The sequence below is a fragment of the Exiguobacterium sp. s161 genome, from assembly GCF_018619045.1.
Lineage (GTDB): Bacteria > Bacillota > Bacilli > Exiguobacteriales > Exiguobacteriaceae > Exiguobacterium_A > Exiguobacterium_A indicum.
On record NZ_JACSNH010000001.1, the window covers coordinates 956,138 to 979,613 of the forward strand.

Below are 23,476 nucleotides of genomic sequence, written 5' to 3' on the forward strand. Positions count from 1 at the left end.
GGGGAACGAAGATGGAACAAAAATGGGTTGTTTTTCAATTAGAAGATAATGCATACGGTATTGATGTACAGTCTGTTCGTTCAATCGAACGGCTCATCCCGATCACACGGATTCCGAACGCTGCATCCTATGTCAAAGGAGTCATCAATTTGCGAGGTGTCGTCACCCCCGTGATTGACCTGCGTGCCCGTCTTGGATTCGAATTAATGGAAGAAACGGAAGAAACCCGCATCATCATCGCTACTTTGGAGCACGGGGACGCTGGATTCATCGTCGACCGGGCAAACGAAGTCGTCGAATCAACGGATGTTCGGATTGAACCGCTCAGTGAACAAAAGCAGGAGGATGCCTCGTATTTGACTGCAGTCGCAAAAGGCGATCAGCAATTGTTTTCGTTGATTGAGCCGAATCGCTTATTTGAGGACATCGTTCATGCTTAATCCAAACGAACGGGACATTTTACGGGAAGTCGGCAACATTGGAGCTGGTCACGCAGCAACAGCACTTTCGACCTTACTTGGACAACCGATTGAGATCGAAGTACCTTCCGCTGAACTTGAGGATTTCACGACGATCATCGAGCGAAGTGGAGGGGCGGAAACGTATACCGCTGGTGCATTGTTACGTTTTTCTGGCGATATTCAAGCAACGTTACTTTTTTTGATGCCACTTCGTGATGCAGAGAAGCTCGTGAGCCAATTGATGCAAACGGAATTCCACTTTTTTTCCGATTCCCACGAAATGGGGGTTTCTGCTTGGGAAGAAATTGGGAATATTTTAATAGGAGCATATGCTCGGGCCATCTCCGATTGGCTTGATTTATCGTTACATGTCAGTGTTCCTGCATCAGCGTTTGATATGGTTGGTGCGTTACTTGAAGTAGCCTTACTTGAATCAACGACTCCAGGAAATATGGCTGTCTATATCGACACGCATTTGTCTAGTGCAGGAAACGATTTGACCGGACATTTACTTTTGTTGCCTGAAGCGAACGCCTTTCAGACGGTCTTCGAACGATTGGGTGTGGACTTGAATGGATGAAATCGTACGGATTGGGATTGCGGAGTACGCCATCAGTAAACGCCCCGTCATTTTACGGACGGCGGGTCTTGGATCGTGTGTAGGCGTCGTCATCTATGACCAGGAACGAGGGTTATCGAGTATGGCACATGTCATGTTGCCTGATTCAGCGATCAGTCGGAATCGGGAGCTTGAAGTCGGAAAGTTCGCGGATACGGCAATTCTAGAGGTAGCCCGCGAATTACGAGCAAGTGGAGCCATCCGATTACGTGCGAAGATTGCGGGAGGGGCTCAGATGTTTCAATTTAAGTATGAACATGAATCAATGCGGATTGGTGAGCGAAACATCGCTGCGGTCAAAGCAATGCTTCAACAAGTCAAAATTCCACTCGTTGCCGAAGATGTTGGCGGCACGAATGGACGAACGATCGAGTTCCACTCACAATCAGGGCGTCTCGTCATCCGGACGGTGAATGTCGGGACGCTGGAAATCTAGAGGAGGAATGGTCATGCGTGAGGAATTACAACAACTTTGGGATCGATGGCTGACCACACGCGATATTGCGGTGGCAGACCTGTTACTTCACAATTATGAACCACTTGTTCAATACCACGTTCAGCGTTTAAGTGCGACGTTGCCTAAAAGTGTCGATCGAGACGAGTTGAAAAGTTTAGGGATGATGGGATTGTACGATGCGCTTCAAAAATTCGATCAAAATCATAATAATAAATTCGACACGTATGCCGCCTTTCGGATTCGAGGAGCTATTTTAGATGGGCTTCGTAAAATCGATTGGTTACCACGTTCCTTACGGGAAAAAGCAAAACGGGTCGAGGCAGCAGTCGAGATCCTTGAACAATCTTTGCAACGGACGCCGACATTAGACGAAGTCTCTTCCATCGTCGACATGACACCGGACGAGGTCAAGGGTGCTTTAGCAGAAAGCTATTTTGCGAATGTATTATCGATCGATGAAGCAGTCACGCTACAGGATGAGGGGAAGGCGATGACCGTCTCCTATTTAGATCCAGATACTGCTACACCGGAAGATATGTTATTAATGCGGGAGTTGATCGCTAAACTGGCAGAGGAAGTCGAAGGACTATCCGAAAAAGAACAACTTGTCGTCTCGTTGTTCTATTATGAAGAATTGACGCTTACGGAAATTGGTGAAGTCCTCGGGCTCTCGACTTCCCGTATTTCACAAATCCATTCAAAAGCGCTTCGTAAGTTGAAGAATGCGCTCGGAAGTGCCTACTTAGCAGATCGTGTCGCCATGTGAAAGGAAGAATTATGACTGTCGTTTATATTTTATTAGCTGCTTTAGTCTGTTATGCGCTGCTGGTGTTGTTTCGCCAGCAGGCAGCGCTTAAAGACCGAATTACCCGGTTGGAACGTGAAAAGAATGAGACGGAACAAGTGTTGCTTCATTTCATGGAGAACGTCAACGCCATGACGGAGACATCCGTAATTGAAGCGAACGAACAAGTTGATCAAGTACCGAACGCGTCTCCACAGATGGTGAAGGCGGCTACATACGAAAAATCGGAAACCGTCGAAATCGAACAATCCATTTCAAAAGAACCAACGTTAACGGATGTCAAGCAGGCGCTACGAGAAGGAGCAGATCTTGAGACGCTTGCGCGGTCTTTGAATCGTGGGACGGGAGAGGTTGCTTTGATTGCTAAACTTTCTCATCAAACGAAGGTTGCCCCTCGGTAATCTTTATGCTATATTAGTCTACGGTGTTAATTACGCACGCATGTATCGCCAGCTGCGGTGCCTTTAATAGGTTAGCTGGACAGACGATCATCGCGGAGGACATCCAAAACCCAAAAGGAGGAATTCATCATGGCAGTAATCTCGATGAAACAATTGTTAGAAGCTGGTGTACACTTCGGTCACCAAACACGCCGTTGGAACCCAAAAATGGCAAAATACATCTTCACAGAACGGAACGGAATCTACATCATCGACCTTCAAAAAACGGTCAAAAAAGTAGACGAAGCATACAACTTCATCCGTGAAGTAGCGTCTGAAGGCGGAAACGTTCTTTTCGTTGGTACGAAAAAACAAGCTCAAGACACTGTGAAAGAAGAAGCGATCCGTGCAGGTCAATACTTCATCAACGAACGTTGGTTGGGTGGAACTCTCACGAACTTCTCTACAATCAAAAAACGTATCAACCGTTTGAAACAACTCGAAAAAATGGAAGAAAACGGTACATTCGAAGTTCTTCCTAAAAAAGAAGTCATCATTCTTAAAAAAGAAATGACTCGTCTTGAGAAATTCCTCGGCGGTATCAAAGATATGCCAGGCGTTCCGGATGCACTCTTCATCGTTGACCCACGCAAAGAGCGTATCGCGATTGCAGAAGCACACAAACTCAACATCCCAATCGTTGCGATTGTTGATACTAACTGTGATCCAGACGAAATCGACTACGTCATCCCAGCGAACGACGATGCGATCCGTGCAGTCAAATTGCTCACTGGTAAAATGGCTGACGCAATCCTCGAAGTTAAACAAGGCGAAGATAACGTAGCACCTGAAACTACTGAAGAAGTAGTAGCAGACGCTGAGTAATTCGTGATGCCAGGTGATAAAGGGAATCGACCTTTTATCACCTTTTTTTTGAAACTAAGGATGTTATAAGGAGGAATATCGAATGGCTATTACAGCAGCAATGGTTAAAGAACTTCGTGAAAAAACAGGTGCAGGTATGCTCGACTGCAAAAAAGCACTCGTTGAAACTGACGGTGACATGAACGCAGCAGTAGATTTCTTGCGTGAAAAAGGGATTGCTAAAGCAGCAGCAAAAGGCGATCGTATCGCTGCTGAAGGGTTGACTGCAGTTGCAGTTGACGGCAACAAAGCGGCACTCGTCGAAATCAACTCAGAAACAGACTTCGTTGCGAAAAACGAACGTTTCCAAACACTCGTTCAAAATATCGCAGACGCTGTTCTCCGTAACGGTTCTGAGACTGCTGAAGCAGCTCTTGCTTCTGAATACGAAGCAGGTAAAACAATCGACACATACATCTCAGAAGAAGCTTCAACAATCGGAGAGAAAATCTCACTCCGTCGCGTAGCACTCTTCACAAAATCAGATGACGCAGTCTTCGGTTCTTACCTCCACATGGGTGGACGCATCGGTTCAGTCGTCGTTATCGAAGGTACGACAGACGAAACAGTTGCAAAAGACGTTGCAATGCACATCGCAGCAGCACGTCCACTTTACGTTGACCGTACTTCTGTCACAGAAGAAGAAAAAGCACGTGAAGAAAAAGTTCTCACTGAGCAAGCATTGAACGAAGGAAAACCAGCTAACATCGTTGAAAAAATGATCGTCGGTCGTATGAACAAGTTCTTCGAGGAAATCTGCCTCGTCGATCAAACGTTCGTCAAGGATCCAGACTTCAAAGTTGGTAAATATGTAGAATCTAAAGGCGGTAAAGTCGTGTCATTCGTACGCTTCGAAGTTGGAGAAGGTATGGAAAAACGCGAAGAGAACTTCGCTGAAGAAGTTATGAACCAACTTAAAAAATAAGAATCGGGATCATCCTGATGACAAGAGAAGGAACACGTATGCTTCAATCCACTTTCGTGTGGAAGTGGTTCGTGTTCCTTTTTTACGGAATTTAGCAAGGGGGACATAGTCATGCAACCGAAATATAACCGGATTGTGTTAAAATTGAGCGGAGAAGCGCTCGCAGGAGATCAAGGGTTTGGGATCAATCCTGTCATCGTCAAATCTATCTCGGAACAGATTCGCGAATTAGTTGAATTGAACGTTGAAGTAGCGGTCGTCGTCGGAGCTGGAAACATTTGGCGTGGCAAAACAGGTGCAGAACTTGGGATGGACCGGGCCAACGCCGATTATATGGGGATGTTAGCGACAGTCATGAACTCGCTTGCGCTTCAAGACAGCTTAGAAGATGTAGGTGTTGAAACACGTGTTCAAACATCAATCGAGATGCGCCAAGTAGCAGAACCGTACATTCGTCGCCGTGCGATGCGTCACCTCGAAAAAGGACGTGTCGTCATCTTTGCAGCAGGTACAGGGAACCCGTACTTCTCAACAGATACGACAGCTGCTCTTCGTGCAGCTGAAATTGAAGCAGAGGTCATCTTGATGGCGAAAAACAACGTCGATGGTGTGTACTCAGCTGACCCGAATGTTGATCCAGAAGCGAAGAAATTCGAAACGCTCTCTTACTTGGATGTCTTAAAGGATGGACTTCAAGTCATGGATTCTACAGCAACTTCACTTTGTATGGACAATGACATCCCGCTCATCGTCTTCTCGTTGATGGAAGAAGGTAACATCAAACGTGTCGTCATCGGTGACGAAATCGGGACAATCGTAAGGGGGAAATAATATGTCAAAAGAAATCTTAAAACAAGCCGAAGAACGGATGGAAAAAGCACATCTTTCACTTAAGAAAGAACTTGCGACACTCCGCGCCGGTCGTGCGAACGTTGCGATTTTAGATCCCGTTCAAGTCGAATACTACGGTGCACCGACACCGCTCAATCAAGTAGCGAACGTCAACACACCAGAAGCACGTCTGATCTTGATCACTCCATGGGATAAATCAATGGTCAGCGAGATTGAAAAAGCGATTCAACGTGCTGATCTTGGTCTTGCGCCATCATCTGATGGTACGGTCATCCGTCTTGCGATTCCACCACTAACGGAAGAGCGCCGGAAGGAACTCGTCAAACTCGTCAAGAAGTATACGGAAGAAGGTAAGGTTGCCCTCCGTAACATTCGTCGTGATACGAACGAGCAGTTAAAGAAACAAGAAAAAGATGGTGCATTGACAGAAGATGATTTGCGTGGATACACAGAAGATGTTCAAACGTTGACAGACAAGTTCGTTAAACAACTTGATCAGACAGCAACGGAAAAAGAACAAGAAATCATGGAAGTATGACGCGACGGATCGTCATGGGGGGGACTCTTTGTCACACGAAGAGTCCCTTTCTTCATAATTGAGAGAGGAGGAAGTGCGGATGTTTCAATGGTTGAATCAGACGAAAGAAACCGAAACCTATGACCGGGTGCCTGAGCACGTCGCTATCATCATGGATGGAAACGGTAGATGGGCACAAAAACGCGGACTTCCGCGTATCATGGGACATCGCGAAGGCATGAAATCGATTCGTGAGGTCGTTCGGGTTGCAAATGAACTCGGCGTTAAGAGTCTGACATTATACGCCTTCTCGACGGAGAATTGGACGCGTCCGGAAGAAGAAGTGAGTTTTCTCATGAAGCTACCGGCACAATTTTTAGAGTCGGATTTAAAAGAGTTAGACGCGCAAAATGTCAAAGTCGAGGTAGCAGGAGAAGTGTCACGCCTCCCTCATTTCACACGTGAGGCAGTGGAACAAGCGAAACTGGATACGCAACACAATACAGGACTTCGTCTGATTTTCGCTCTGAATTATGGAGGACGCGATGAGCTCGTACAAGTCATGCAAAAACTGGGCGCACAGGTTCAGGCAGGAACATTGTCACCGGACGCGATTACACCGGAGACGATCGAGCGCGAGCTAATGACAGGATCCGTAACCGATGTCGATTTCGTGATTCGAACGAGTGGCGAACAACGGTTATCGAACTTCTTACTTTGGCAAGCGGCGTACGCAGAGTTTTATTTTACAGATGTCTTGTGGCCAGAGTTCCGTCGGGATGCTTTCTTGGCAGCAATTGAAGATTACAATCAACGGACACGCCGATTTGGCGGCGTCTGATTAAATGAGGAACTAGCTTATGAAAACTCGGATTATCACAGGGATATGGGCAGGCGCCATCTTTTTGGCGCTTTTGTACATCGGTGGACTTCCCTTTTTAGCGTTTATGGCAATACTAACGATTCTCGGTTATACCGAGCTCGTCCGGATGCGACAATGGAGCGGTTCGCGCATTCCACGGATTTTATTCGGGATCGGCACATTATTACCATTCGTCGGTATCTATGAAGAGGCAGTCGATCGGACACTCCCAATCGGACTTTCACCAATCGCTTGGGCAATGATCATTTTATTGATCGGTCTCTTTTGGAACGTGTTTTCGAAAAATGTCTTTACGTTCGATGATGTCGCCTTTTTACTGCTGACTGCGGTTTATGTCGGTGTCGGTTTTGCATCGTTCGCCTACATCCGTTTACTCGAACATGGATTAACGTGGTCGCTCTTGATCATTCTCTTGATCTGGTTTACGGATTCAGGGGCGTACTTCGTCGGGAAGCGATTTGGTAAGAATAAACTGTGGCCGTCAATCAGCCCGAACAAGACGATTGAAGGGGCAGTCGGTGGCGTATTACTTGCCATCTTACTTGGTGTCGTGTTCGAAAGTATCGAACCGACAGTCGGTTTTGGGAAAGTCATTGTCCTTGCCATCATCGTTGCCGTCGTTGGGCAACTTGGTGACTTGGTCCAGTCCGCTTACAAACGCCATTATGGTGTGAAGGATTCTGGAACGTTACTACCGGGTCATGGTGGTATTCTTGATCGGTTCGACAGCATGATGATCGTCTTTACGGTCCTCGTCGTACTCGATATCTTTGCTTGAGGAGGCGCTTCATTATGAAGAAAATCAGTATCATCGGTGGAACGGGATCGATTGGTACGCAAACGCTTGATGTCATTGCGGCTAATCCAGATCTTTTTGAATTGACGAGTTTTGCATTTGGTCGCAACATGACGGTTGCCGTACCGTGGTTAAATCGTTTGCAACCGATGCTTGTCGGAGTCCAAGATGAGACAACACGTCAAGAACTCGAGCAACAGTTGACCTATCAGCCGACGATCGTCATCGGTGAAGAAGGGTTGCTTGATGTCGTGACGCATCCTAAAGTCGATACGGTCATTACAGCGGTCGTAGGAGCTGTTGGCTTACGTCCAACGCTTGCTGCAATCGAGGCGGGTAAAACGATTGGTCTTGCGAACAAAGAAACACTCGTCACGGCAGGGCACCTTGTCATGAAGCTCGCACGTGAAAAAAACGTGACGATTTTACCCGTTGATAGTGAACATGCGGCGATTTTCCAATGCTTGAACGGTGAGCGACGAGAAGATGTCCGTCAAATCATCTTGACAGCATCAGGCGGAAGCTTCCGTGATCAATCACGGGAAGAACTAGCAGACGTGACGGTCGAACAAGCACTGGCGCATCCGAACTGGTCGATGGGAGCAAAAATCACGATTGATTCGGCGACGATGATGAACAAAGGGTTCGAAGTCATTGAAGCGCACTGGTTATTTGATGTCGACTATGCGGATATCGATGTCGTCATTCACCGTGAATCGATCATTCACTCGATGGTCGAATTCAATGATGGAGCTGTCATGGCTCAGCTTGGTATGCCCGACATGAGAGAACCGATTCAGTACGCTCTTACATATCCGTCCCGCCTTGAAATCCAAGGGGGAGAACGGTTAAACTTAAAGGAAATCGGACGCTTACACTTTGCTGATGCATCATTTGATCGTTATCCGTTGTTACGACTTGCTTTTGAAGCGGGTCAAGCCGGTGGATCGATGCCATCAGTACTCAATGCTGCGAACGAACAAGCGGTGGACCGTTTCTTAAAAGGGGACATTCGCTTTTTAGAAATCGAAGCGAGCGTCGAGGCGGCGCTTCAAGCTCATACCCTTATCGACGAGCCTTCCTTGGATCAAATCCTTGAAGCTGATCGATGGGCGCGTGAGTTCGTATCGTCTCTTACATTCGCTAACTAAGGATGGGATAAGTAATGACGACCTTTATTTCAATCGTGCTGATGTTCGGTGTACTCGTCGCCGTCCATGAATGGGGTCATCTCGTAATGGCGAAGCGGGCAGGTATTCTCTGTCGTGAATTCGCGATTGGATTTGGACCGAAGATCTTTTCAGTGTTTAAGAATGAGACGTTGTATACGGTGCGCCTGTTGCCGATTGGCGGTTACGTCAAGATGGCGGGTGAAGAACCTGAACTCGTAGAGATTAAATCAGGTCAAACCGTTGGATTACAGTTAAAGGACGGTGTCATCGAGACGATTTATTTCGATGCAGATCAGCCACAAGTCGATCAAGTCGTTACTGTCGAGCGGATTGACTTGTTGCGTCAACTCGAACTCGTTGGGTTACAAGACGAGACATCGGTTCGCTATCCTGTCTCACCGACAGCATTTCTTGTCGAAGGTCAGACACGGACACAAATTGCGCCGTATGACCGCACATTTGGTTCGAAATCCGTTTGGAAACGCGTCCTTGCGATTGCTGCAGGACCGTTCATGAACTTTGTCCTCGCGTTCGTCATTTTATTCGGTCTTGCCTTATATAATGGCTCTCCGACAGGGGAAAGCGTCATCGGAACAGTACAAAAAGGTTCACCTGCCGATCAAGCAGGACTTGTTGAAGGTGACCGGATTATCTCAGTCAACGGACAGGATACAGCCAAATGGACTGATTTACGTGCTGGATTCCAAGATCGTGCTGGGAAAGCGACAGAAGTAAAATATGAGCGTGATGGGAAAGAGACGACAACTGAAATCACGCCAAAAGTGCAGCAGCAAGGAGAACAGAAGGTCGGCATCATCGGTGTTACGAATGAGACAGAAAAATCATTCGGAACAGCACTACAAACGGGCGTTTCAGAAACATGGCGGATGTCGACGCTCATCGTCGGAGCTGTTGGAGATCTCGTGACCGGTGTCGTTGGCGTCGACCAATTATCAGGGCCAGTCGGGATCGTCAAGATGACCGATCAGGTCGCAGATAGTGGGTTCTCGATGCTTTTGACATGGACGGCATTGTTGTCCGTTAACTTAGCAGTCTTCAACCTATTGCCACTTCCAGCACTTGACGGAGGACGCTTACTGTTCCTCTTCCTTGAAGCCTTACGCGGTAAACCGGTCGATCCTCAAAAAGAAGGATTGGTTCACTTCGTCGGTTTTGCGCTTTTGATGCTACTCATGCTCGTCGTCACTTGGAACGACATTCAAAAATTCTTTTAATTAATCACTCAGTCAAAGGAGTTCGTGACTCATTATGAAACAATCAAAACTATTCATGCCAACGTTGCGTGAAGTACCATCTGATGCAGAAGCCATCAGTCACCAACTCTTGCTTCGTGCAGGATTCATGCGTCAAAATGCCGCTGGAATCTATTCGTATCTACCACTCGCAAAACGAGTACTCGCAAACATCGAGACAATCATTCGCGAGGAATTAGAGGCAGCGGGTGCGCAAGAATTACTGATGCCAGCAATTCAACCAGCTGAACTATGGGAAGAAACAGGACGCTGGGATATCTATGGACCTGAATTAATGCGCTTGACGGATCGTCATGATCGCCGGTTCGCGCTCGGAGCGACGCACGAGGAACTGATCACTTCAATCGTTCGTGATGAATTGAACTCGTACAAAAAGTTACCGGTCAATCTCTTCCAGATTCAAATGAAATACCGTGACGAACGTCGGCCACGTTTCGGTTTATTACGTGGTCGTGAGTTCATCATGAAAGATGCCTACTCGTTCCATTCGTCACAAGAGAGCTTAGACGAAGAGTATCAAAACATGTTTGATACGTATTCTCGGATTTTCTCACGTGTGGGTCTTGAGTTCCGTCCAGTCGTCGCTGACTCGGGTGCAATCGGTGGTAGTGGAACACATGAGTTCCATGCGTTAGCAGCAATCGGTGAAGACACGATCGTCTACTCGGACCAATCGGATTATGCAGCGAACTTAGAGATGGCAGAGTCGATTGATGCCTATCCGAAGCAAGATAAAGCACCAGAAGCACTTGAAGAAGTGCATACGGCTGATGCGAAGACGATCGAAGCGGTCAGCGCACATCTGAACTTACCAGCAAATGAATCGATCAAAACTGTCATCTTCAAAACGGAACAAGGGCTTGTCATGGCTCTCGTCCGGGGCGATCACGAAGTCAACGATATCAAATTGAAAAACTATCTGGGAGCACTCGACATCACGATGGCGAGCGACGAAGAGATTGAAGCAGCGCTTCACTCAACGCCTGGAACACTCGGACCGATCGGGGCAGACATGAAGATCGTCGCCGATTACGCGATTCGTGCCTTGACGAACGCTGTCTGTGGTGCAAACAAAGCGGAAACGCATTATATCCATGTCGACCCAAGTCGTGATTTCGAAGCAGAATATACAGACTTGCGCTTCGTTGAAGAAGGTGACGCGTCACCAGACGGCAACGGAAACGTTAAATTCGCACGTGGCATCGAAGTCGGTCAAGTCTTCAAACTCGGAACACGTTACTCTGAAGGAATGGGAGCGACGTTCCTCGATGAAGGCGGTAAAGCACAACCACTCATCATGGGATGTTACGGCATCGGTGTCTCGCGGACATTGTCGGCAGTCGTCGAACAGCATTATGATGAGCGCGGGATCATTTGGCCAAAAGCGATCGCACCATACGATGTTCATTTGATCGTCGTCAATGGTAAAAATGCGGAACAGCTTGAACTCGGAGAAACACTATACCGTGAGTTGACAGCTGCAGGTTTTAGCGTCCTACTTGACGACCGGAAAGAACGAGCAGGCGTCAAATTCGCCGATGCGGATTTGATCGGTCTACCGGTTCGCTTGAACGTCGGCAAAAAAGCGGCAGAAGGAATCGTCGAATTAAAAGCCCGTCGTGGTGGCGATGCAGAAGAAATTGGACAAGAACAAGTCGTTGAGGCTGTTCGTTCACTCTATGAAGGTTTAGAATAAAGAATGGAGACGGTCACTTTTCATAAAGTGACTGTTTTCTTGTCTCACACCCATTCGCCCCTTGGGCAATCCGCAAGAGGAGGAGGAGTTGCTGTCACGGTGTGAAGCGATCAGACAGCACAATTGCGAGTGGATACACAACAACGCATGTCACTGTTGCTTAGTGACTTGGAATTACCGAATGGTATCATTGAAGAATACTTTAACGAAGCAGTTCTTGAGAAGCTTCGCGTCAATAAAGCAAAAGCAACCTGGACATTTGAGATCCGCTTGCCACAGGTTTTGCCACAAAACGTCTATCAACTCTTTACGAGTCGCTTGATAAGTCGGTATCAGCAATTCGCCGAAGTCAAGGTCATCCTATACGCGGATGGTCGACCAGACGAACGCCTGTATCATGATTACTGGCCATACGTCGTGCAGGATCTCGCAGATGTCTCATCGGCGATGCGGACACAACTTGGACGGGTCTTACCGGAGTTCAAAGAACAGAAATTATTCATTCCGGTCCGGAGTGAACCGGAAGCAGGATTCTTAAAAAGTAGCTTATGTGGAGAGTTGCAGTTACTTTACAGTGCTTACGGATTTCCGAAATTCAACTGTGAACCGATTGTTCAAATCAACGAATCGAAACAAGAAGCGTTGCGTAATCAGGTGAAACAGGAAGACATGGAAGAAGCAAAGCGGATGCTCGAGTTGCAATTCAAGCGGGAACAATCGCGGGATGACGATGAAGGACCGGTTGAGATCCGGATCGGGAAACCAATTCAAGATGAGATTGTCCCGATTAAGACGATCCAAGATGAGGAACGACGGATTGCGATCCGTGGTCTCGTCTTCTCAGCAGAGAGTCGTGAACTACGAAGTGGAAAGACGATCTTTACGTTTAAGATGACGGATTATACGGACTCCCTCGTCGTCAAGATGTTTGCGCGTGACGAAACAGACGTCAAGATCCTCTCAGCCATCAAAAAAGGCATGTGGATTCAGGCGGCAGGTCGCGTTGAGTTCGATACGTTCCTGCGCGATCTTTGTATGATGATTGCCCAACTGTCAGAGGTGAAGATGGAAGCCCCTGCTGACCCTTGGGCAGGCGAGAAGCGTGTCGAGTTACATGCGCACTCGCAAATGAGTCAAATGGACGCCGTCATGAACGTGACGAAATACGTTGAACGCGCGGCGAAATGGGGTCATCCTGCTGTTGCGATCACGGATCACGCGGGTGCACAAAGTTTCCCGGATGCCTACTATGCCGGAAAGAAAAACAATATCAAAGTATTGTACGGAATCGAAGCGAACGTCGTCGATGATGGGGTGCAAGTCGCCTATCATCCGGTGGAACGTAACTTAGATGACGCGACATTCGTCGTCTTTGACGTCGAGACGACTGGTTTATCCGCGATGTACAACAAGATCATCGAACTTGCAGCCGTCAAAATCCACGACGGTGATATCATCGATAAGTTCGAAGCATTCGCGGATCCGAAGCATCTGTTGTCGGCGACGACGATTGATTTGACAGGGATCACCGATGATATGGTCCGGGGAAAACCAGATCCGGAACAAGTCGTCAAGGAATTCATGGACTGGGTCGGCGACTCGATTCTCGTTGCCCATAATGCTTCGTTTGATATCGGATTCTTGAATGCGACGCTACGATCCGGTGGACACGATGAATCGGTCTTGCCGGTCATTGATACGCTTGAGCTAGCCCGTGTCTTGATGCCGACGCTAAAAAACCACCGATTGAACACACTCGCGAAACGATTTGACATCGAATTGACACAGCATCACCGCGCCATCTATGACGCGGAAGCGACAGGCTATTTGATGGTCAAATTGCTTCAAATGGCAGATGAGATGTTCGACATGAAGACACACGCCTCGCTCAACCGGGAGATGGGGAAAGATATCTCGCGGGCACGACCATACCACGCGACGGTCTATGCGAAGAACCGGACAGGCTTGAAGAATCTGTACCAATTGATTTCGATTGCTCACACGAAACACGTGCACCGTGTCGTCCGCACACCGCGCTCGCAACTCGTCGCGCACCGGGATGGATTGATCATTGGATCAGCTTGCGATAATGGCGAAGTGTTTGATGCCGCCTTGAACAAGTCGGACGAAGATTTAGCGAAAGTGATGCAGTTCTATGATTTCATCGAGATTCAGCCACCCGCGATGTATGGACATTTGATCGAACGGGAAATCGTTCAGAATGAACTCGAACTGCGCGAACTGATTAAAAAGATCATCCGCGTCGCGGAAGAACATGATATCTTACCAGTCGCGACAGGGAATGTGCATTACCTCGATCAACATGATGCCACGTACCGGGAGATTTTGATCCGGACGCAAGGTGGAGCGAACATGCTGAACATGCGAAAACAATTGCCGCCGGCGCACTTCCGGACAACGAAGGAAATGATGGACGACTTCAAGTTCCTCGGACCGGATGTGTCGGAACGTCTCGTCATCACGAACAGTCAAGCCGTCGCGGAACAGTTCGAGAATATCGACATCATTCCAAAAGATCTCTATACACCGAAGATCGAAGGGGCGGATGAAGAAGTTCGGAACTTGTCGTACGATATGGCGCACCGGATTTACGGCGACACGTTACCGGAGATCGTCGAAGCCCGACTCGAAAAAGAGTTGAAGTCGATCATCGGTCACGGATTCGCCGTCATCTATCTGATTTCCCACAAACTCGTTAAAAAGTCGCTCGACGACGGCTATTTAGTTGGTTCACGGGGATCGGTCGGATCAAGTCTCGTTGCGACGATGACCGAGATCACGGAAGTTAATCCATTACCACCGCATTATGTCTGTCCGAATTGTAAGGAATCGGAGTTCTTCGATGACGGTTCCGTTGGTTCGGGATTCGATTTACCGGATAAGTCTTGTTCGAAATGTGATATCCCATTGTTTAAGGATGGTCATGATATTCCGTTCGAGACGTTCCTTGGATTTAAAGGGGATAAAGTACCGGATATCGATTTGAACTTCAGTGGAGAATATCAGCCGCAAGCCCATGCCTATACGAAAGTCCTGTTCGGTGACGATTACGTCTACCGTGCCGGAACAATCGGAACAATCGCCGAGAAGACGGCGTATGGCTACGTCAAAGGGTATCAGTCGGAGAATGAGCTGACGTATCGGAATGCGGAAGTCGATCGTCTCGTCAGTGGTGTCACCGGTGTCAAACGGACGACCGGGCAACACCCGGGTGGGATCATCGTCGTACCGGACTATATGGATATTTATGACATTAGTCCGATTCAGTATCCGGCAGACGATATGGGTTCTGAATGGAAGACGACACACTTTGACTTCCACTCGATTCACGATAACTTACTCAAACTCGATATCCTCGGTCACGATGACCCGACGATGATCCGGATGTTACAGGATTTATCAGGACGAGATCCAAAGACGATTCCGGTCGATGACCCGGAAGTCATGAAAATCTTTAGTTCGACGGAATCGATCGGCGTGACGCCGGAGCAGATTGATTCAAAAACAGGGACGCTCGGCATTCCGGAGTTCGGGACGAAGTTCGTTCGCCAAATGTTAGAAGAGACGAAACCGACGACGTTCTCGGAGCTCGTCCAGATTTCAGGACTCTCGCACGGAACGGATGTCTGGCTCGGAAACGCCAGCGAATTGATTTACAACGGAACATGTGAACTAAAAGACGTCATCGGTTGTCGAGATGACATCATGGTCTACTTGATCTATGCCGGTCTTGAACCGTCGCTTGCCTTTAAAATCATGGAGTCGGTCCGAAAAGGGAAAGGACTCTCGATTGACATGGAAGAGGCGATGATCGAGAATGACGTACCGCTTTGGTATATCGATTCTTGTAAAAAAATCAAGTACATGTTCCCAAAAGCCCACGCTGCCGCCTACGTCTTGATGGCCGTCCGGATTGCTTACTATAAGGTCCACCATCCGATGTATTACTACGCTTCGTACTTTACGGTTCGTGCGGGTGACTTTGATATCGGTGCGATGAATAAAGGCTCTGCTGCCGTTCGCAAAGTCTTGCAAGACATCAAGGATAAAGGATTTGAAGCGACGGCGAAGGATAAAGGGCTGTATACGGTTCTTGAAATCGCGCTTGAGATGATCGAACGTGGCTTTACGTTCCAAAAGGTCGATCTCTACCGCTCAAGCGCAACGGAATTCCTCATTGACGGAGATACGTTGTTACCACCGTTTAATGCCGTGACAGGTCTCGGGACGAATGCAGCGAAGCAGATCGTCGAAGCACGTAAAGGCGGCGAATTCCTCTCGAAGGAAGACCTCCAAAAACGCGCTAAGTTATCGAAATCGATCATTGAGACGCTCGATAACCTAGGCTGTCTCGAAGGGTTACCGGACGAGAATCAGCTCTCCTTGTTCGACTTGTAAGCCCTTAGGAACACTTGCTTTGAGCGCTTTCCTATGCTATATTGAGTGAGGAAATGTTTTTTATACTACGACTTGGAAGGAGTAGGGGGACCTGCTCCTTTCTTGTTTGTTTTTTGAAGGAGGATGAAGATGACGAACGTAACGGAAAAGGTCGAAGCGCTCGCAAAACCAATCGTCGAACGAGAGGGGATGGAGCTAGTCGACGTTGAATTCGTCAAAGAAGGGGCGGATTGGTTCCTACGTGTCTCCATCGACAAAGAGGGTGGCGTGGATCTTGAAGACTGCGTCAAAATCAATGAACAGTTATCGGAAGCATTGAATGACAATGATCCGATCGACGAGCCGTATTACCTCGACGTCGCTAGTCCAGGAGCGGAACGTCCACTGAAGAAAGACGAGGACTTCGAAAAGGCGATTGGGAAACATGTGTACATCAAAACGCACGATCCAGTAAAGAATGCGGTTGAATTCGAAGGAACGTTGCTCGCGTACACACCTGAGATGCTTGAAATCGAAGTGCGTGTCAAAACAAGAAAATTGAAAATTGAGATACCGGTCGACAAGATTTCACTTGCGCGACTTGCGGTAATGTTCTGACGGAAAGGAAGAGAACGATGGGACCACAGTTACTCGAGGCGATCAATCAAATCGCGAAAGAGAAGGAAATTGACAAGAACATCATCATCGATGCGCTCGAACAGGCATTGATTTCAGCGTACCGACGCAACTTCGGAAAAGAATCGGAGGCTGTAAAAGTCGAATTCGACCAGCAGACAGGAGACATCCGTGTCTTCGCGCTTAAGGAAGTCGTCGAACGATTGACACAACCAGAAGAGCAACTTTCGCTTGAAGAAGCGCACGAGATCGATCCGACATATGAACTCGGCGATTTCCATAAAGTCGAAGTGACGCCAGGCGACTTCGGTCGTGTTGCAGCACAAACGGCGAAACAGATCGTCACACAAAAAATGCGTGAAGCAGAACGCGAACGCATCTACAATCACTTCGCGGATCGTGAAGACGAGATCATGACAGGTATCGTCGAGCGTCAAGATGCACGCAACTTGTACGTCAACCTAGAAGGTATCGAAGCTGTCTTGACGACACACGAGCAAATGCCGAACGAGCGTTTCGGGATTCGTGATCGCATCAAGGTGTACGTCACGAAGGTTGATCCGATGGTCAAGGGATCAGGGGCATCGATTCTCGTATCACGGACACATCCAGGTCTCTTAAAACGTCTCTTTGAAATCGAAGTACCAGAGATTTCAAGTGGCGAAGTCGAAGTCAAGTCTGTGGCGCGTGAAGCGGGCGACCGTTCGAAAATCGCAGTCGCAGCGGACGACATCGATCCAGTCGGTGCATGTGTCGGACAAAAAGGGGCGCGTGTTCAACGCATCGTCAATGATTTGAACGGGGAAAAAATCGATATCGTCCGTTACTCGGATGATCCGAAAGAATATGTCGCGAACGCACTCAGCCCAGCTCAAGTCGTTGCGGTCTATGTCAACGAACCAGCGAAAGCGACAATCGTCGTCGTTCCAGATTTCCAACTGTCGCTTGCCATCGGGAAACGTGGTCAAAACGCGCGTCTCGCAGCGAAATTGACAGGATGGAAAATCGACATCAAGAGCGAGTCTGAAGCGGAAGCAATGGATCTCGAAGATGTCTTCGCGACGGAAGAGCCGGCAGTAGAAGCGGTCCAAGTCGAAGGCGAGGAATAATTTGTGCAAAAAAAGGTACCATTACGTAAGTGTGTCATCACACAAGAAATGAAACCGAAAAAAGAATTAATTCGTGTCGTCCGGACACCTGAACAAGAGGTCGTCATCGATTTAAATGGTAAGATGAATGGGCGAGGTGCCTATTTATCGAAAGATGCGGCAGTCATTGCGACGGCGAAGAAAAAACGGACGCTTGATCATCATTTGAAGGTCAAGACGACAGATGCCTTATACGATGAATTGCTTGAAATCGCGGGAGGTACAAATGAGTAAATGGGAATCCCTTCTCGGTCTCGCGAATCGAGCTAGAAAAGTGACGACGGGAGAAGAACTCGTACTGAAAGAAGTACGAGGAGGACAAGCGAAGCTTGTTCTTTTAGCAGCAGATGCGGGGGCTGCCACGCGTAAGAAAGTCACAGATAAATGTACGAGTTATCAGGTTCCTTACCTAGAAGTCGCCGACCGGACGATTCTCGGTCAAGCATTAGGAAAGGATGCGCGTGTTGTCGTGTCAGTCAATGAAGCCGGATTTGCGAAGAAGCTAACTGAACTCCTCTCGAACGACTAATTGGAGGTGGATCCTTTGGGTAAACGTGTATACGAATTCGCCAAGGAACAAAACGTAACAAGTAAGCAGGTCATCACCCAGCTCGAAAAGCTGGAGAAACCAGTCAAGAATCATATGGCAGTATTAGATGAACAGACAGTACAGCAACTCGATCAAGTATTTAATCCCGAGAAATATCGGGCTCAAAAGACGGAGGCTCCAAAACAAGTGAAATCAGATAATAAACCGAACCGACCAGGAAGTACAAACAAACCAGCAGGTAACCAATCACGTAACAGCAAAGGCGGACGCCCAGAATTCGGCAACCGTAACAACCGTGGCGGCAAACGTCGTCCGAACCAAAAGAAAGCAGAACCGCGTAAACTCGAAGTAGCGGATCCGAACTCGAAGTCGAGTCAACGGAAAGCAGCTCGCCGGGCTCAAGAAGAGGCGATGGCAAACGTCGTTCAATACTCTGATAACTTGACAGTCGGAGAACTCGCTGAAAAAATGGCGAAAAAACCGAATGAATTGATCATGAAATTGATGGGTCTCGGTGTCATGGCGACGATCAACCAAGATCTTGATGACGAAACAGTCGAACTGCTCGCGACAGAGTTTGGTTTTGAAGTCGAAAAGACAGTCCAAGTCGATGAGACGGACTTTGATCAATACGAATTGAACCTTGACCAGTACGAATTGTCTGAGCGTCCACCGGTCGTTACGATCATGGGACACGTCGACCACGGTAAAACGACATTGCTCGACTCGATCCGCAACACGAAGGTCACTGCAGGCGAAGCCGGCGGGATCACGCAGCACATCGGTGCTTACCAAGTTGAGATCGACGGCAAGAAGATCACGTTCCTCGATACACCAGGTCACGCGGCGTTCACAACGATGCGTGCACGTGGAGCAGATGTCACGGATATCGCGATCATCGTCGTTGCAGCAGATGACGGTGTCATGCCGCAGACGGAGGAAGCGATCAGCCACGCGAAAGCAGCTGGCGTTCCAATCATCGTCGCGGTCAACAAGATGGATAAAGAGGGTGCGAACCCTGACCGTGTCAAACAAGAATTAACAGAGTTCGAACTCGTTGCAGAAGACTGGGGCGGCGATACGATCTTCGTACCGGTTTCAGCTCTTAAAGGAGACGGCATCGACGAATTGCTCGAGATGATCCTTCTCGTCTCAGAAGTTCAAGAATACAAATCAACACCAGACATGAACGGTCGCGGAACAGTCATCGAGGCGAAACTCGATAAAGGACGCGGTCCAGTCGCTACCCTTCTCGTTCAACACGGAACACTTCGCGTTGGTGACCCGATCGTTGTCGGTCACACGTTCGGTCGTATCCGGGCAATGGTCAACGATATCGGTCGTCGTGTCAAAGAAGTCGGACCATCGACGCCAATCGAAATCACAGGTCTAAACGATGTCCCGAAAGCGGGCGATCAATTCTTCGCATTCGAAGATGAGAAAAAAGCACGCCAAATCGGTGAAGCACGTTACCAACGTGAAATCGAAGCACAACGTCGCGATTCAGCGAAAGTTAGCTTAGAAGATCTCTTCGACCGCATCAAAGAAGGCGAAGTCAAGGACCTCAACATCATCATCAAAGGTGATGTCCAAGGTTCAGTTGAAGCCTTAGCCGGTTCATTGAAGAAAATTGATGTCGAAGGTGTTAAAATTAACATCGTACACTCAGGTGTTGGGGCGATCACGGAAGGTGACGTCATCCTCGCCTCGGCAGCAAATGCGATCATCATCGGATTCAACGTTCGTCCGGATGGTAACGCGAAATCAATGGCGGATCAGGAGAAGGTTGAAATTCGTCTTCACCGGATCATCTATAACGCGATTGAAGAAATCGAGCAAGCGATGAAAGGTCTCCTTGATCCTGAATTCGTCGAGAAAATCATCGGTCAAGCTGAAGTCCGCGATGTCATCAAAGTATCGAAAGTCGGTACGATCGCGGGTGGATATGTCACGGAAGGTAAGTTAACGCGTGATGCAGGTGTCCGTGTCGTTCGTGACAGCATTGTCATCTACGAAGGAAAACTCGATACACTTCGCCGCTTCAAAGATGATGTCAAAGAAGTCGCTGCTGGTTACGAGTGTGGTATTAAGATCGAACGTTATGATGATGTAAAAGTCGATGATGTCATCGAAGCGTTCATCATGGAAGAAGTCAAACGGAAGTAACAGAACGGAATCCATTCTTCCGAACTGGAGGGAACAAACATGAGTTTACGCTCGAATCGTGTCGCCGAACAGGTGCGTAAGGAAATTACGCAACTGCTCATCAAAGATGTCAAGGATCCACGCGTCAAGCCGATTACCGTCACAGGTGTCGAAGTGACAGGAGACTTGCAACAAGCGACGATCTTCTACTCGGTCCTCGGTGACGAAAAAGCACGTGAGGATGCGCGCATCGGTCTTGAAAAATCGAAAGGCTTCATGCGTAAGGAAATCGGATCGCGGATTCGTCTACGGAAAACACCTGAACTATTGTTCGAGGTCGATTCTTCTGTCGAATACGGATCACGCATTGATGAGTTGCTTCGGAATTTGAACAAAGATTAACACCTAAGGCAACCACGCGTGTGGTTGCCTTTTTTCAAGGAGGACATCACGTGGAACCCATCGGAGTATTACCACTAGATAAACCAGCCGGCATGACGAGTCATGATTGTGTCTTTCGTCTACGTCGTTTGTTTCAGACGAAAAAGGTTGGACACACAGGAACGCTTGACCCGGAAGTAACAGGTGTCTTACCGATTTGTCTCGGTCGAGCGACGAAGCTTGCCCGCTTCATCACGGATGAAGGAAAACGTTACGCGGCGGAAGTGACGATCGGCTTCGCAACGACGACAGAAGATGCACACGGAGAGACGATTCGTGAAACGCTGGTCGAACCCGGAAGTATTACTGAAGAGGCGATCGCTGATATCCTGAGCGCATTGACAGGGGAGATCGAGCAGACACCACCGTATTATTCAGCTGTTAAGGTGAACGGGAAGAAGTTATACGAATATGCACGAAAAGGGATTGAAGTCGAGCGACCGACCCGGATCGTTCGCATCGATCGATTAGAACGGACATCGGACCTTGTGTTCGAAGATGGTCTCTGCCGATTCCGCCTCGATATCGCGTGCGGGAAAGGGACGTATATCCGGACGCTAGCAGTCGAGATCGGAGAACGACTTGGTTATGCGGCACACATGAGCGACTTACGCCGGACAGGATCTGGTGCGATTGCTGAGACGGATACCGTCACACTCGAAACACTCGAATCGTATGAGACGGTCGAAGAACGGATGCAGCACGTCCTACCGATCGAACACGTCATCCAAAAATGGCCACGATTGACGGTTGATGCAGCAACAGCGCAACGTGTCTTGAACGGAGCAAAGCTGACAAGCATTCCAGTCGAATTCGAGCTGTTTACTGTCTATAATGAAGAGGACGTACCTTTAGCGCTATATCGACGTCTTCCAGAAGAACAGGTAGCACGCGTCGAGGTCATGCTACAAATCGATTAAGATCGGAGAGAGCATCATGGACATCATACATTTGACATATCCGGAACAGCCTCAAAAAGCCCCTGCTGTCATCGCACTTGGCTTTTTTGACGGTGTACATCTCGGACATCAGCAAGTCATCGCAGCAGCACGGAAAGAAGCGGAGGCTCGTCGCCTGCCTTTGGCTGTCATGACCTTTGATCCACATCCGAAACAAGTACTTGGTAAAGGGGATGAACCGGTCCGCTACATCACGCCGCTTGAACGTAAATTAGAGAAAATCGAACGCCTTGGTGTCGATCGTGTTTATGTAATTGAGTTCACGATTCCTTTCTCGGAATTGTCACCGCAAGCTTTCGTCGATGAATATCTGATTGCGTCCGGTGCAGAGCATGTCGTCGCTGGATTTGATTATTCCTACGGTCGCTTCGGAGCTGGCAAAATGACGACGCTTGATTTTCATAGTCGGGGCACGTTCACACACACCGTTGTAGCAGAGTTCCAAGAAGAAGCAGAAAAAATCAGCTCAACCCGGATTCGTCGTTTACTTGCTGCAGGAGAAGTCGAACCGGCTGCACGTTTGCTTGGAGAACCCTACCAAATCAAAGGCACAATCATTCACGGTGACGCACGTGGTCGACAAATTGGCTTCCCGACAGCCAACATGCGTCCGGAATTTTCTTACGTCATTCCGAAACTCGGTGTATATGCGACATTCGTTCGCTTAGCGGACGGTCGTCGATTCAAAGCGATGACGAACGTCGGAAGACGCCCGACGTTTTATGAGACGGGAGACGTCAGTATTGAGACACATCTTCTTGACTTTGATGAGGATCTTTATGGTCAAGAATTGACGCTTGAATGGATCGCTTACTTACGCGATGAAAAAGCCTTCAATGGTATCGATCAATTGAAAGAACAATTGGCGCGGGACCGTGAAGAGGCAAATGCACGATTAAGCGTTTGACAGTACGGACAGGGTTCGTTATGATAGGTCAGTACGATCACGTACAGCCGATTCACTTGGCATCTGGTCTCACCATCCGATGCTCGGGAATACGGTCATTCATAAGATGGAGGTGGAGTGACAATGGCACTCACAAAAGAACGTAAAAACGAAATTATCGAAGCATATGCTACGAAACAAGGCGATACTGGTTCGCCGGAAGTACAAGTTGCTGTTTTAACTGAACAGATCACAACTTTGAACGATCACTTACGTACACACAAAAAGGATCACCACTCACGTCGTGGTCTCTTGAAAATGGTCGGTCGTCGCCGTAACTTGCTCACATACCTTCGTAACAAGGATGTTGCACGTTACCGTTCGTTGATCGAGCGTCTTGGTCTTCGTCGCTAATCCCGACGAGAACGAGGTAGGGAAGCAGGAGCATCGTCTCCTGTTTCTTTTTTTTGCCGATTCATGGACTTTTTGCGCAAGAACCTACATAATTAGATTTGAATGAAAAAACGGATAGCAGTGAGAGGAGATTTGTGC

24 protein-coding genes are annotated in these 23,476 nt (G+C 48.2%); all 24 read left to right on the forward strand.

Features of this window, described 5'->3' with window-relative positions:
• The first annotated feature begins 11 nt into the window (after positions 1 to 11).
• The 24 genes from KNQ14_RS04665 (at position 12) to rpsO (ending at position 23,338) form a co-directional block, all read left to right on the forward strand.
• Positions 12 to 440 (forward strand): chemotaxis protein CheW, encoded by a 429-nt coding sequence (locus KNQ14_RS04665; RefSeq protein WP_029342054.1) that lies wholly within the window; start codon positions 12 to 14, stop codon positions 438 to 440.
• On the forward strand, positions 433 to 1,041 hold the full coding sequence (locus KNQ14_RS04670) for a chemotaxis protein CheC (RefSeq protein WP_029342053.1): 609 nt from the start codon (positions 433 to 435) through the stop codon (positions 1,039 to 1,041). Before KNQ14_RS04665 ends, KNQ14_RS04670 begins: the two co-directional genes overlap by 8 nt.
• Positions 1,034 to 1,516 (forward strand): chemotaxis protein CheD, encoded by a 483-nt coding sequence (locus KNQ14_RS04675; RefSeq protein WP_029342052.1) that lies wholly within the window; start codon positions 1,034 to 1,036, stop codon positions 1,514 to 1,516. The genes KNQ14_RS04670 and KNQ14_RS04675 overlap by 8 nt, the downstream gene beginning before the upstream one ends.
• Positions 1,517 to 1,529: 13 nt before the next feature.
• On the forward strand, positions 1,530 to 2,303 hold the full coding sequence (locus tag KNQ14_RS04680) for a FliA/WhiG family RNA polymerase sigma factor (RefSeq protein WP_047393832.1): 774 nt from the start codon (positions 1,530 to 1,532) through the stop codon (positions 2,301 to 2,303).
• Positions 2,304 to 2,314: 11 nt separating this feature from the next.
• Positions 2,315 to 2,743 carry a hypothetical protein gene (locus tag KNQ14_RS04685; protein ID WP_133207497.1) on the forward strand — a complete coding sequence of 143 codons (429 nt, stop codon included), beginning with the start codon at positions 2,315 to 2,317 and terminating at the stop codon, positions 2,741 to 2,743.
• A 129-nt stretch (positions 2,744 to 2,872) separates the two neighbouring features.
• A complete protein-coding gene (rpsB, locus tag KNQ14_RS04690; RefSeq protein WP_012370721.1) occupies positions 2,873 to 3,607 on the forward strand; it encodes a 30S ribosomal protein S2 in 735 nt (244 codons plus the stop codon).
• 82 nt (positions 3,608 to 3,689) lie between these two features.
• Complete coding sequence (gene tsf / locus KNQ14_RS04695; RefSeq protein ID WP_214859806.1) at positions 3,690 to 4,571, forward strand: translation elongation factor Ts; 882 nt, start codon at positions 3,690 to 3,692, stop codon at positions 4,569 to 4,571.
• Between the two features lie 111 nt (positions 4,572 to 4,682).
• Positions 4,683 to 5,402: a UMP kinase gene (gene pyrH / locus KNQ14_RS04700; RefSeq protein ID WP_029342047.1), complete on the forward strand. Its 720-nt coding sequence runs from the start codon at positions 4,683 to 4,685 to the stop codon at positions 5,400 to 5,402.
• Position 5,403: 1 nt separating this feature from the next.
• Entirely contained in the window at positions 5,404 to 5,961 is a 558-nt protein-coding gene (frr, locus tag KNQ14_RS04705; RefSeq protein WP_058704863.1) for a ribosome recycling factor, read from the forward strand.
• Positions 5,962 to 6,040: 79 nt separating this feature from the next.
• Positions 6,041 to 6,781, forward strand: a complete 741-nt coding sequence (locus KNQ14_RS04710) for an undecaprenyl pyrophosphate synthase (RefSeq protein ID WP_029342046.1) — start codon at positions 6,041 to 6,043, stop codon at positions 6,779 to 6,781.
• A gap of 19 nt (positions 6,782 to 6,800) precedes the next feature.
• Entirely contained in the window at positions 6,801 to 7,601 is an 801-nt protein-coding gene (locus KNQ14_RS04715; RefSeq protein WP_029342045.1) for a phosphatidate cytidylyltransferase, read from the forward strand.
• A gap of 14 nt (positions 7,602 to 7,615) precedes the next feature.
• Positions 7,616 to 8,770, forward strand: a complete 1,155-nt coding sequence (locus KNQ14_RS04720; protein ID WP_214859807.1) for a 1-deoxy-D-xylulose-5-phosphate reductoisomerase — start codon at positions 7,616 to 7,618, stop codon at positions 8,768 to 8,770.
• A gap of 14 nt (positions 8,771 to 8,784) precedes the next feature.
• Positions 8,785 to 10,026 (forward strand): RIP metalloprotease RseP, encoded by a 1,242-nt coding sequence (gene rseP / locus KNQ14_RS04725; protein WP_023468687.1) that lies wholly within the window; start codon positions 8,785 to 8,787, stop codon positions 10,024 to 10,026.
• A gap of 34 nt (positions 10,027 to 10,060) precedes the next feature.
• On the forward strand, positions 10,061 to 11,761 hold the full coding sequence (locus KNQ14_RS04730) for a proline--tRNA ligase (protein WP_214859808.1): 1,701 nt from the start codon (positions 10,061 to 10,063) through the stop codon (positions 11,759 to 11,761).
• 129 nt (positions 11,762 to 11,890) lie between these two features.
• The gene (locus KNQ14_RS04735) at positions 11,891 to 16,180 is read left to right on the forward strand and encodes a PolC-type DNA polymerase III (RefSeq protein WP_483298417.1); all 4,290 of its coding nucleotides are present in this window, start codon (positions 11,891 to 11,893) and stop codon (positions 16,178 to 16,180) included.
• 129 nt (positions 16,181 to 16,309) lie between these two features.
• On the forward strand, positions 16,310 to 16,777 hold the full coding sequence (gene rimP / locus KNQ14_RS04740) for a ribosome maturation factor RimP (protein WP_023468684.1): 468 nt from the start codon (positions 16,310 to 16,312) through the stop codon (positions 16,775 to 16,777).
• A 17-nt stretch (positions 16,778 to 16,794) separates the two neighbouring features.
• A complete protein-coding gene (gene nusA, locus KNQ14_RS04745) occupies positions 16,795 to 17,904 on the forward strand; it encodes a transcription termination factor NusA (protein WP_023468683.1) in 1,110 nt (369 codons plus the stop codon).
• 3 nt (positions 17,905 to 17,907) lie between these two features.
• The gene (rnpM, locus tag KNQ14_RS04750) at positions 17,908 to 18,177 is read left to right on the forward strand and encodes an RNase P modulator RnpM (protein WP_023468682.1); all 270 of its coding nucleotides are present in this window, start codon (positions 17,908 to 17,910) and stop codon (positions 18,175 to 18,177) included.
• Complete coding sequence (locus tag KNQ14_RS04755) at positions 18,170 to 18,472, forward strand: YlxQ family RNA-binding protein (protein ID WP_023468681.1); 303 nt, start codon at positions 18,170 to 18,172, stop codon at positions 18,470 to 18,472. Before rnpM ends, KNQ14_RS04755 begins: the two co-directional genes overlap by 8 nt.
• A gap of 15 nt (positions 18,473 to 18,487) precedes the next feature.
• Positions 18,488 to 20,659: a translation initiation factor IF-2 gene (gene infB, locus KNQ14_RS04760; protein ID WP_023468680.1), complete on the forward strand. Its 2,172-nt coding sequence runs from the start codon at positions 18,488 to 18,490 to the stop codon at positions 20,657 to 20,659.
• Positions 20,660 to 20,698: 39 nt separating this feature from the next.
• Positions 20,699 to 21,040, forward strand: a complete 342-nt coding sequence (rbfA, locus tag KNQ14_RS04765; RefSeq protein ID WP_023468679.1) for a 30S ribosome-binding factor RbfA — start codon at positions 20,699 to 20,701, stop codon at positions 21,038 to 21,040.
• A 50-nt stretch (positions 21,041 to 21,090) separates the two neighbouring features.
• The gene (gene truB / locus KNQ14_RS04770) at positions 21,091 to 21,999 is read left to right on the forward strand and encodes a tRNA pseudouridine(55) synthase TruB (protein WP_214858004.1); all 909 of its coding nucleotides are present in this window, start codon (positions 21,091 to 21,093) and stop codon (positions 21,997 to 21,999) included.
• Positions 22,000 to 22,015: 16 nt separating this feature from the next.
• The gene (locus KNQ14_RS04775) at positions 22,016 to 22,945 is read left to right on the forward strand and encodes a bifunctional riboflavin kinase/FAD synthetase (protein WP_050677457.1); all 930 of its coding nucleotides are present in this window, start codon (positions 22,016 to 22,018) and stop codon (positions 22,943 to 22,945) included.
• 123 nt (positions 22,946 to 23,068) lie between these two features.
• Positions 23,069 to 23,338, forward strand: coding sequence for a 30S ribosomal protein S15 (gene rpsO, locus KNQ14_RS04780; protein WP_023468676.1), 270 nt, complete (start codon positions 23,069 to 23,071; stop codon positions 23,336 to 23,338).
• Positions 23,339 to 23,476: the final 138 nt, after the last annotated feature.

Bases quoted from the DNA above. Each gene is read 5' to 3' on its own strand.
- KNQ14_RS04665 (WP_029342054.1), top strand. From the start codon at position 12: ATGGAACAAAAATGGGTTGTTTTTCAATTAGAAGATAATGCATACGGT.
- KNQ14_RS04670 (WP_029342053.1), top strand. From the start codon at position 433: ATGCTTAATCCAAACGAACGGGACATTTTACGGGAAGTCGGCAACATT.
- KNQ14_RS04675 (WP_029342052.1), top strand. From the start codon at position 1,034: ATGGATGAAATCGTACGGATTGGGATTGCGGAGTACGCCATCAGTAAA.
- KNQ14_RS04680 (WP_047393832.1), top strand. From the start codon at position 1,530: ATGCGTGAGGAATTACAACAACTTTGGGATCGATGGCTGACCACACGC.
- KNQ14_RS04685 (WP_133207497.1), top strand. From the start codon at position 2,315: ATGACTGTCGTTTATATTTTATTAGCTGCTTTAGTCTGTTATGCGCTG.
- rpsB (WP_012370721.1), top strand. From the start codon at position 2,873: ATGGCAGTAATCTCGATGAAACAATTGTTAGAAGCTGGTGTACACTTC.
- tsf (WP_214859806.1), top strand. From the start codon at position 3,690: ATGGCTATTACAGCAGCAATGGTTAAAGAACTTCGTGAAAAAACAGGT.
- pyrH (WP_029342047.1), top strand. From the start codon at position 4,683: ATGCAACCGAAATATAACCGGATTGTGTTAAAATTGAGCGGAGAAGCG.
- frr (WP_058704863.1), top strand. From the start codon at position 5,404: ATGTCAAAAGAAATCTTAAAACAAGCCGAAGAACGGATGGAAAAAGCA.
- KNQ14_RS04710 (WP_029342046.1), top strand. From the start codon at position 6,041: ATGTTTCAATGGTTGAATCAGACGAAAGAAACCGAAACCTATGACCGG.
- KNQ14_RS04715 (WP_029342045.1), top strand. From the start codon at position 6,801: ATGAAAACTCGGATTATCACAGGGATATGGGCAGGCGCCATCTTTTTG.
- KNQ14_RS04720 (WP_214859807.1), top strand. From the start codon at position 7,616: ATGAAGAAAATCAGTATCATCGGTGGAACGGGATCGATTGGTACGCAA.
- rseP (WP_023468687.1), top strand. From the start codon at position 8,785: ATGACGACCTTTATTTCAATCGTGCTGATGTTCGGTGTACTCGTCGCC.
- KNQ14_RS04730 (WP_214859808.1), top strand. From the start codon at position 10,061: ATGAAACAATCAAAACTATTCATGCCAACGTTGCGTGAAGTACCATCT.
- rimP (WP_023468684.1), top strand. From the start codon at position 16,310: ATGACGAACGTAACGGAAAAGGTCGAAGCGCTCGCAAAACCAATCGTC.
- nusA (WP_023468683.1), top strand. From the start codon at position 16,795: ATGGGACCACAGTTACTCGAGGCGATCAATCAAATCGCGAAAGAGAAG.
- KNQ14_RS04755 (WP_023468681.1), top strand. From the start codon at position 18,170: ATGAGTAAATGGGAATCCCTTCTCGGTCTCGCGAATCGAGCTAGAAAA.
- rbfA (WP_023468679.1), top strand. From the start codon at position 20,699: ATGAGTTTACGCTCGAATCGTGTCGCCGAACAGGTGCGTAAGGAAATT.
- KNQ14_RS04775 (WP_050677457.1), top strand. From the start codon at position 22,016: ATGGACATCATACATTTGACATATCCGGAACAGCCTCAAAAAGCCCCT.
- rpsO (WP_023468676.1), top strand. From the start codon at position 23,069: ATGGCACTCACAAAAGAACGTAAAAACGAAATTATCGAAGCATATGCT.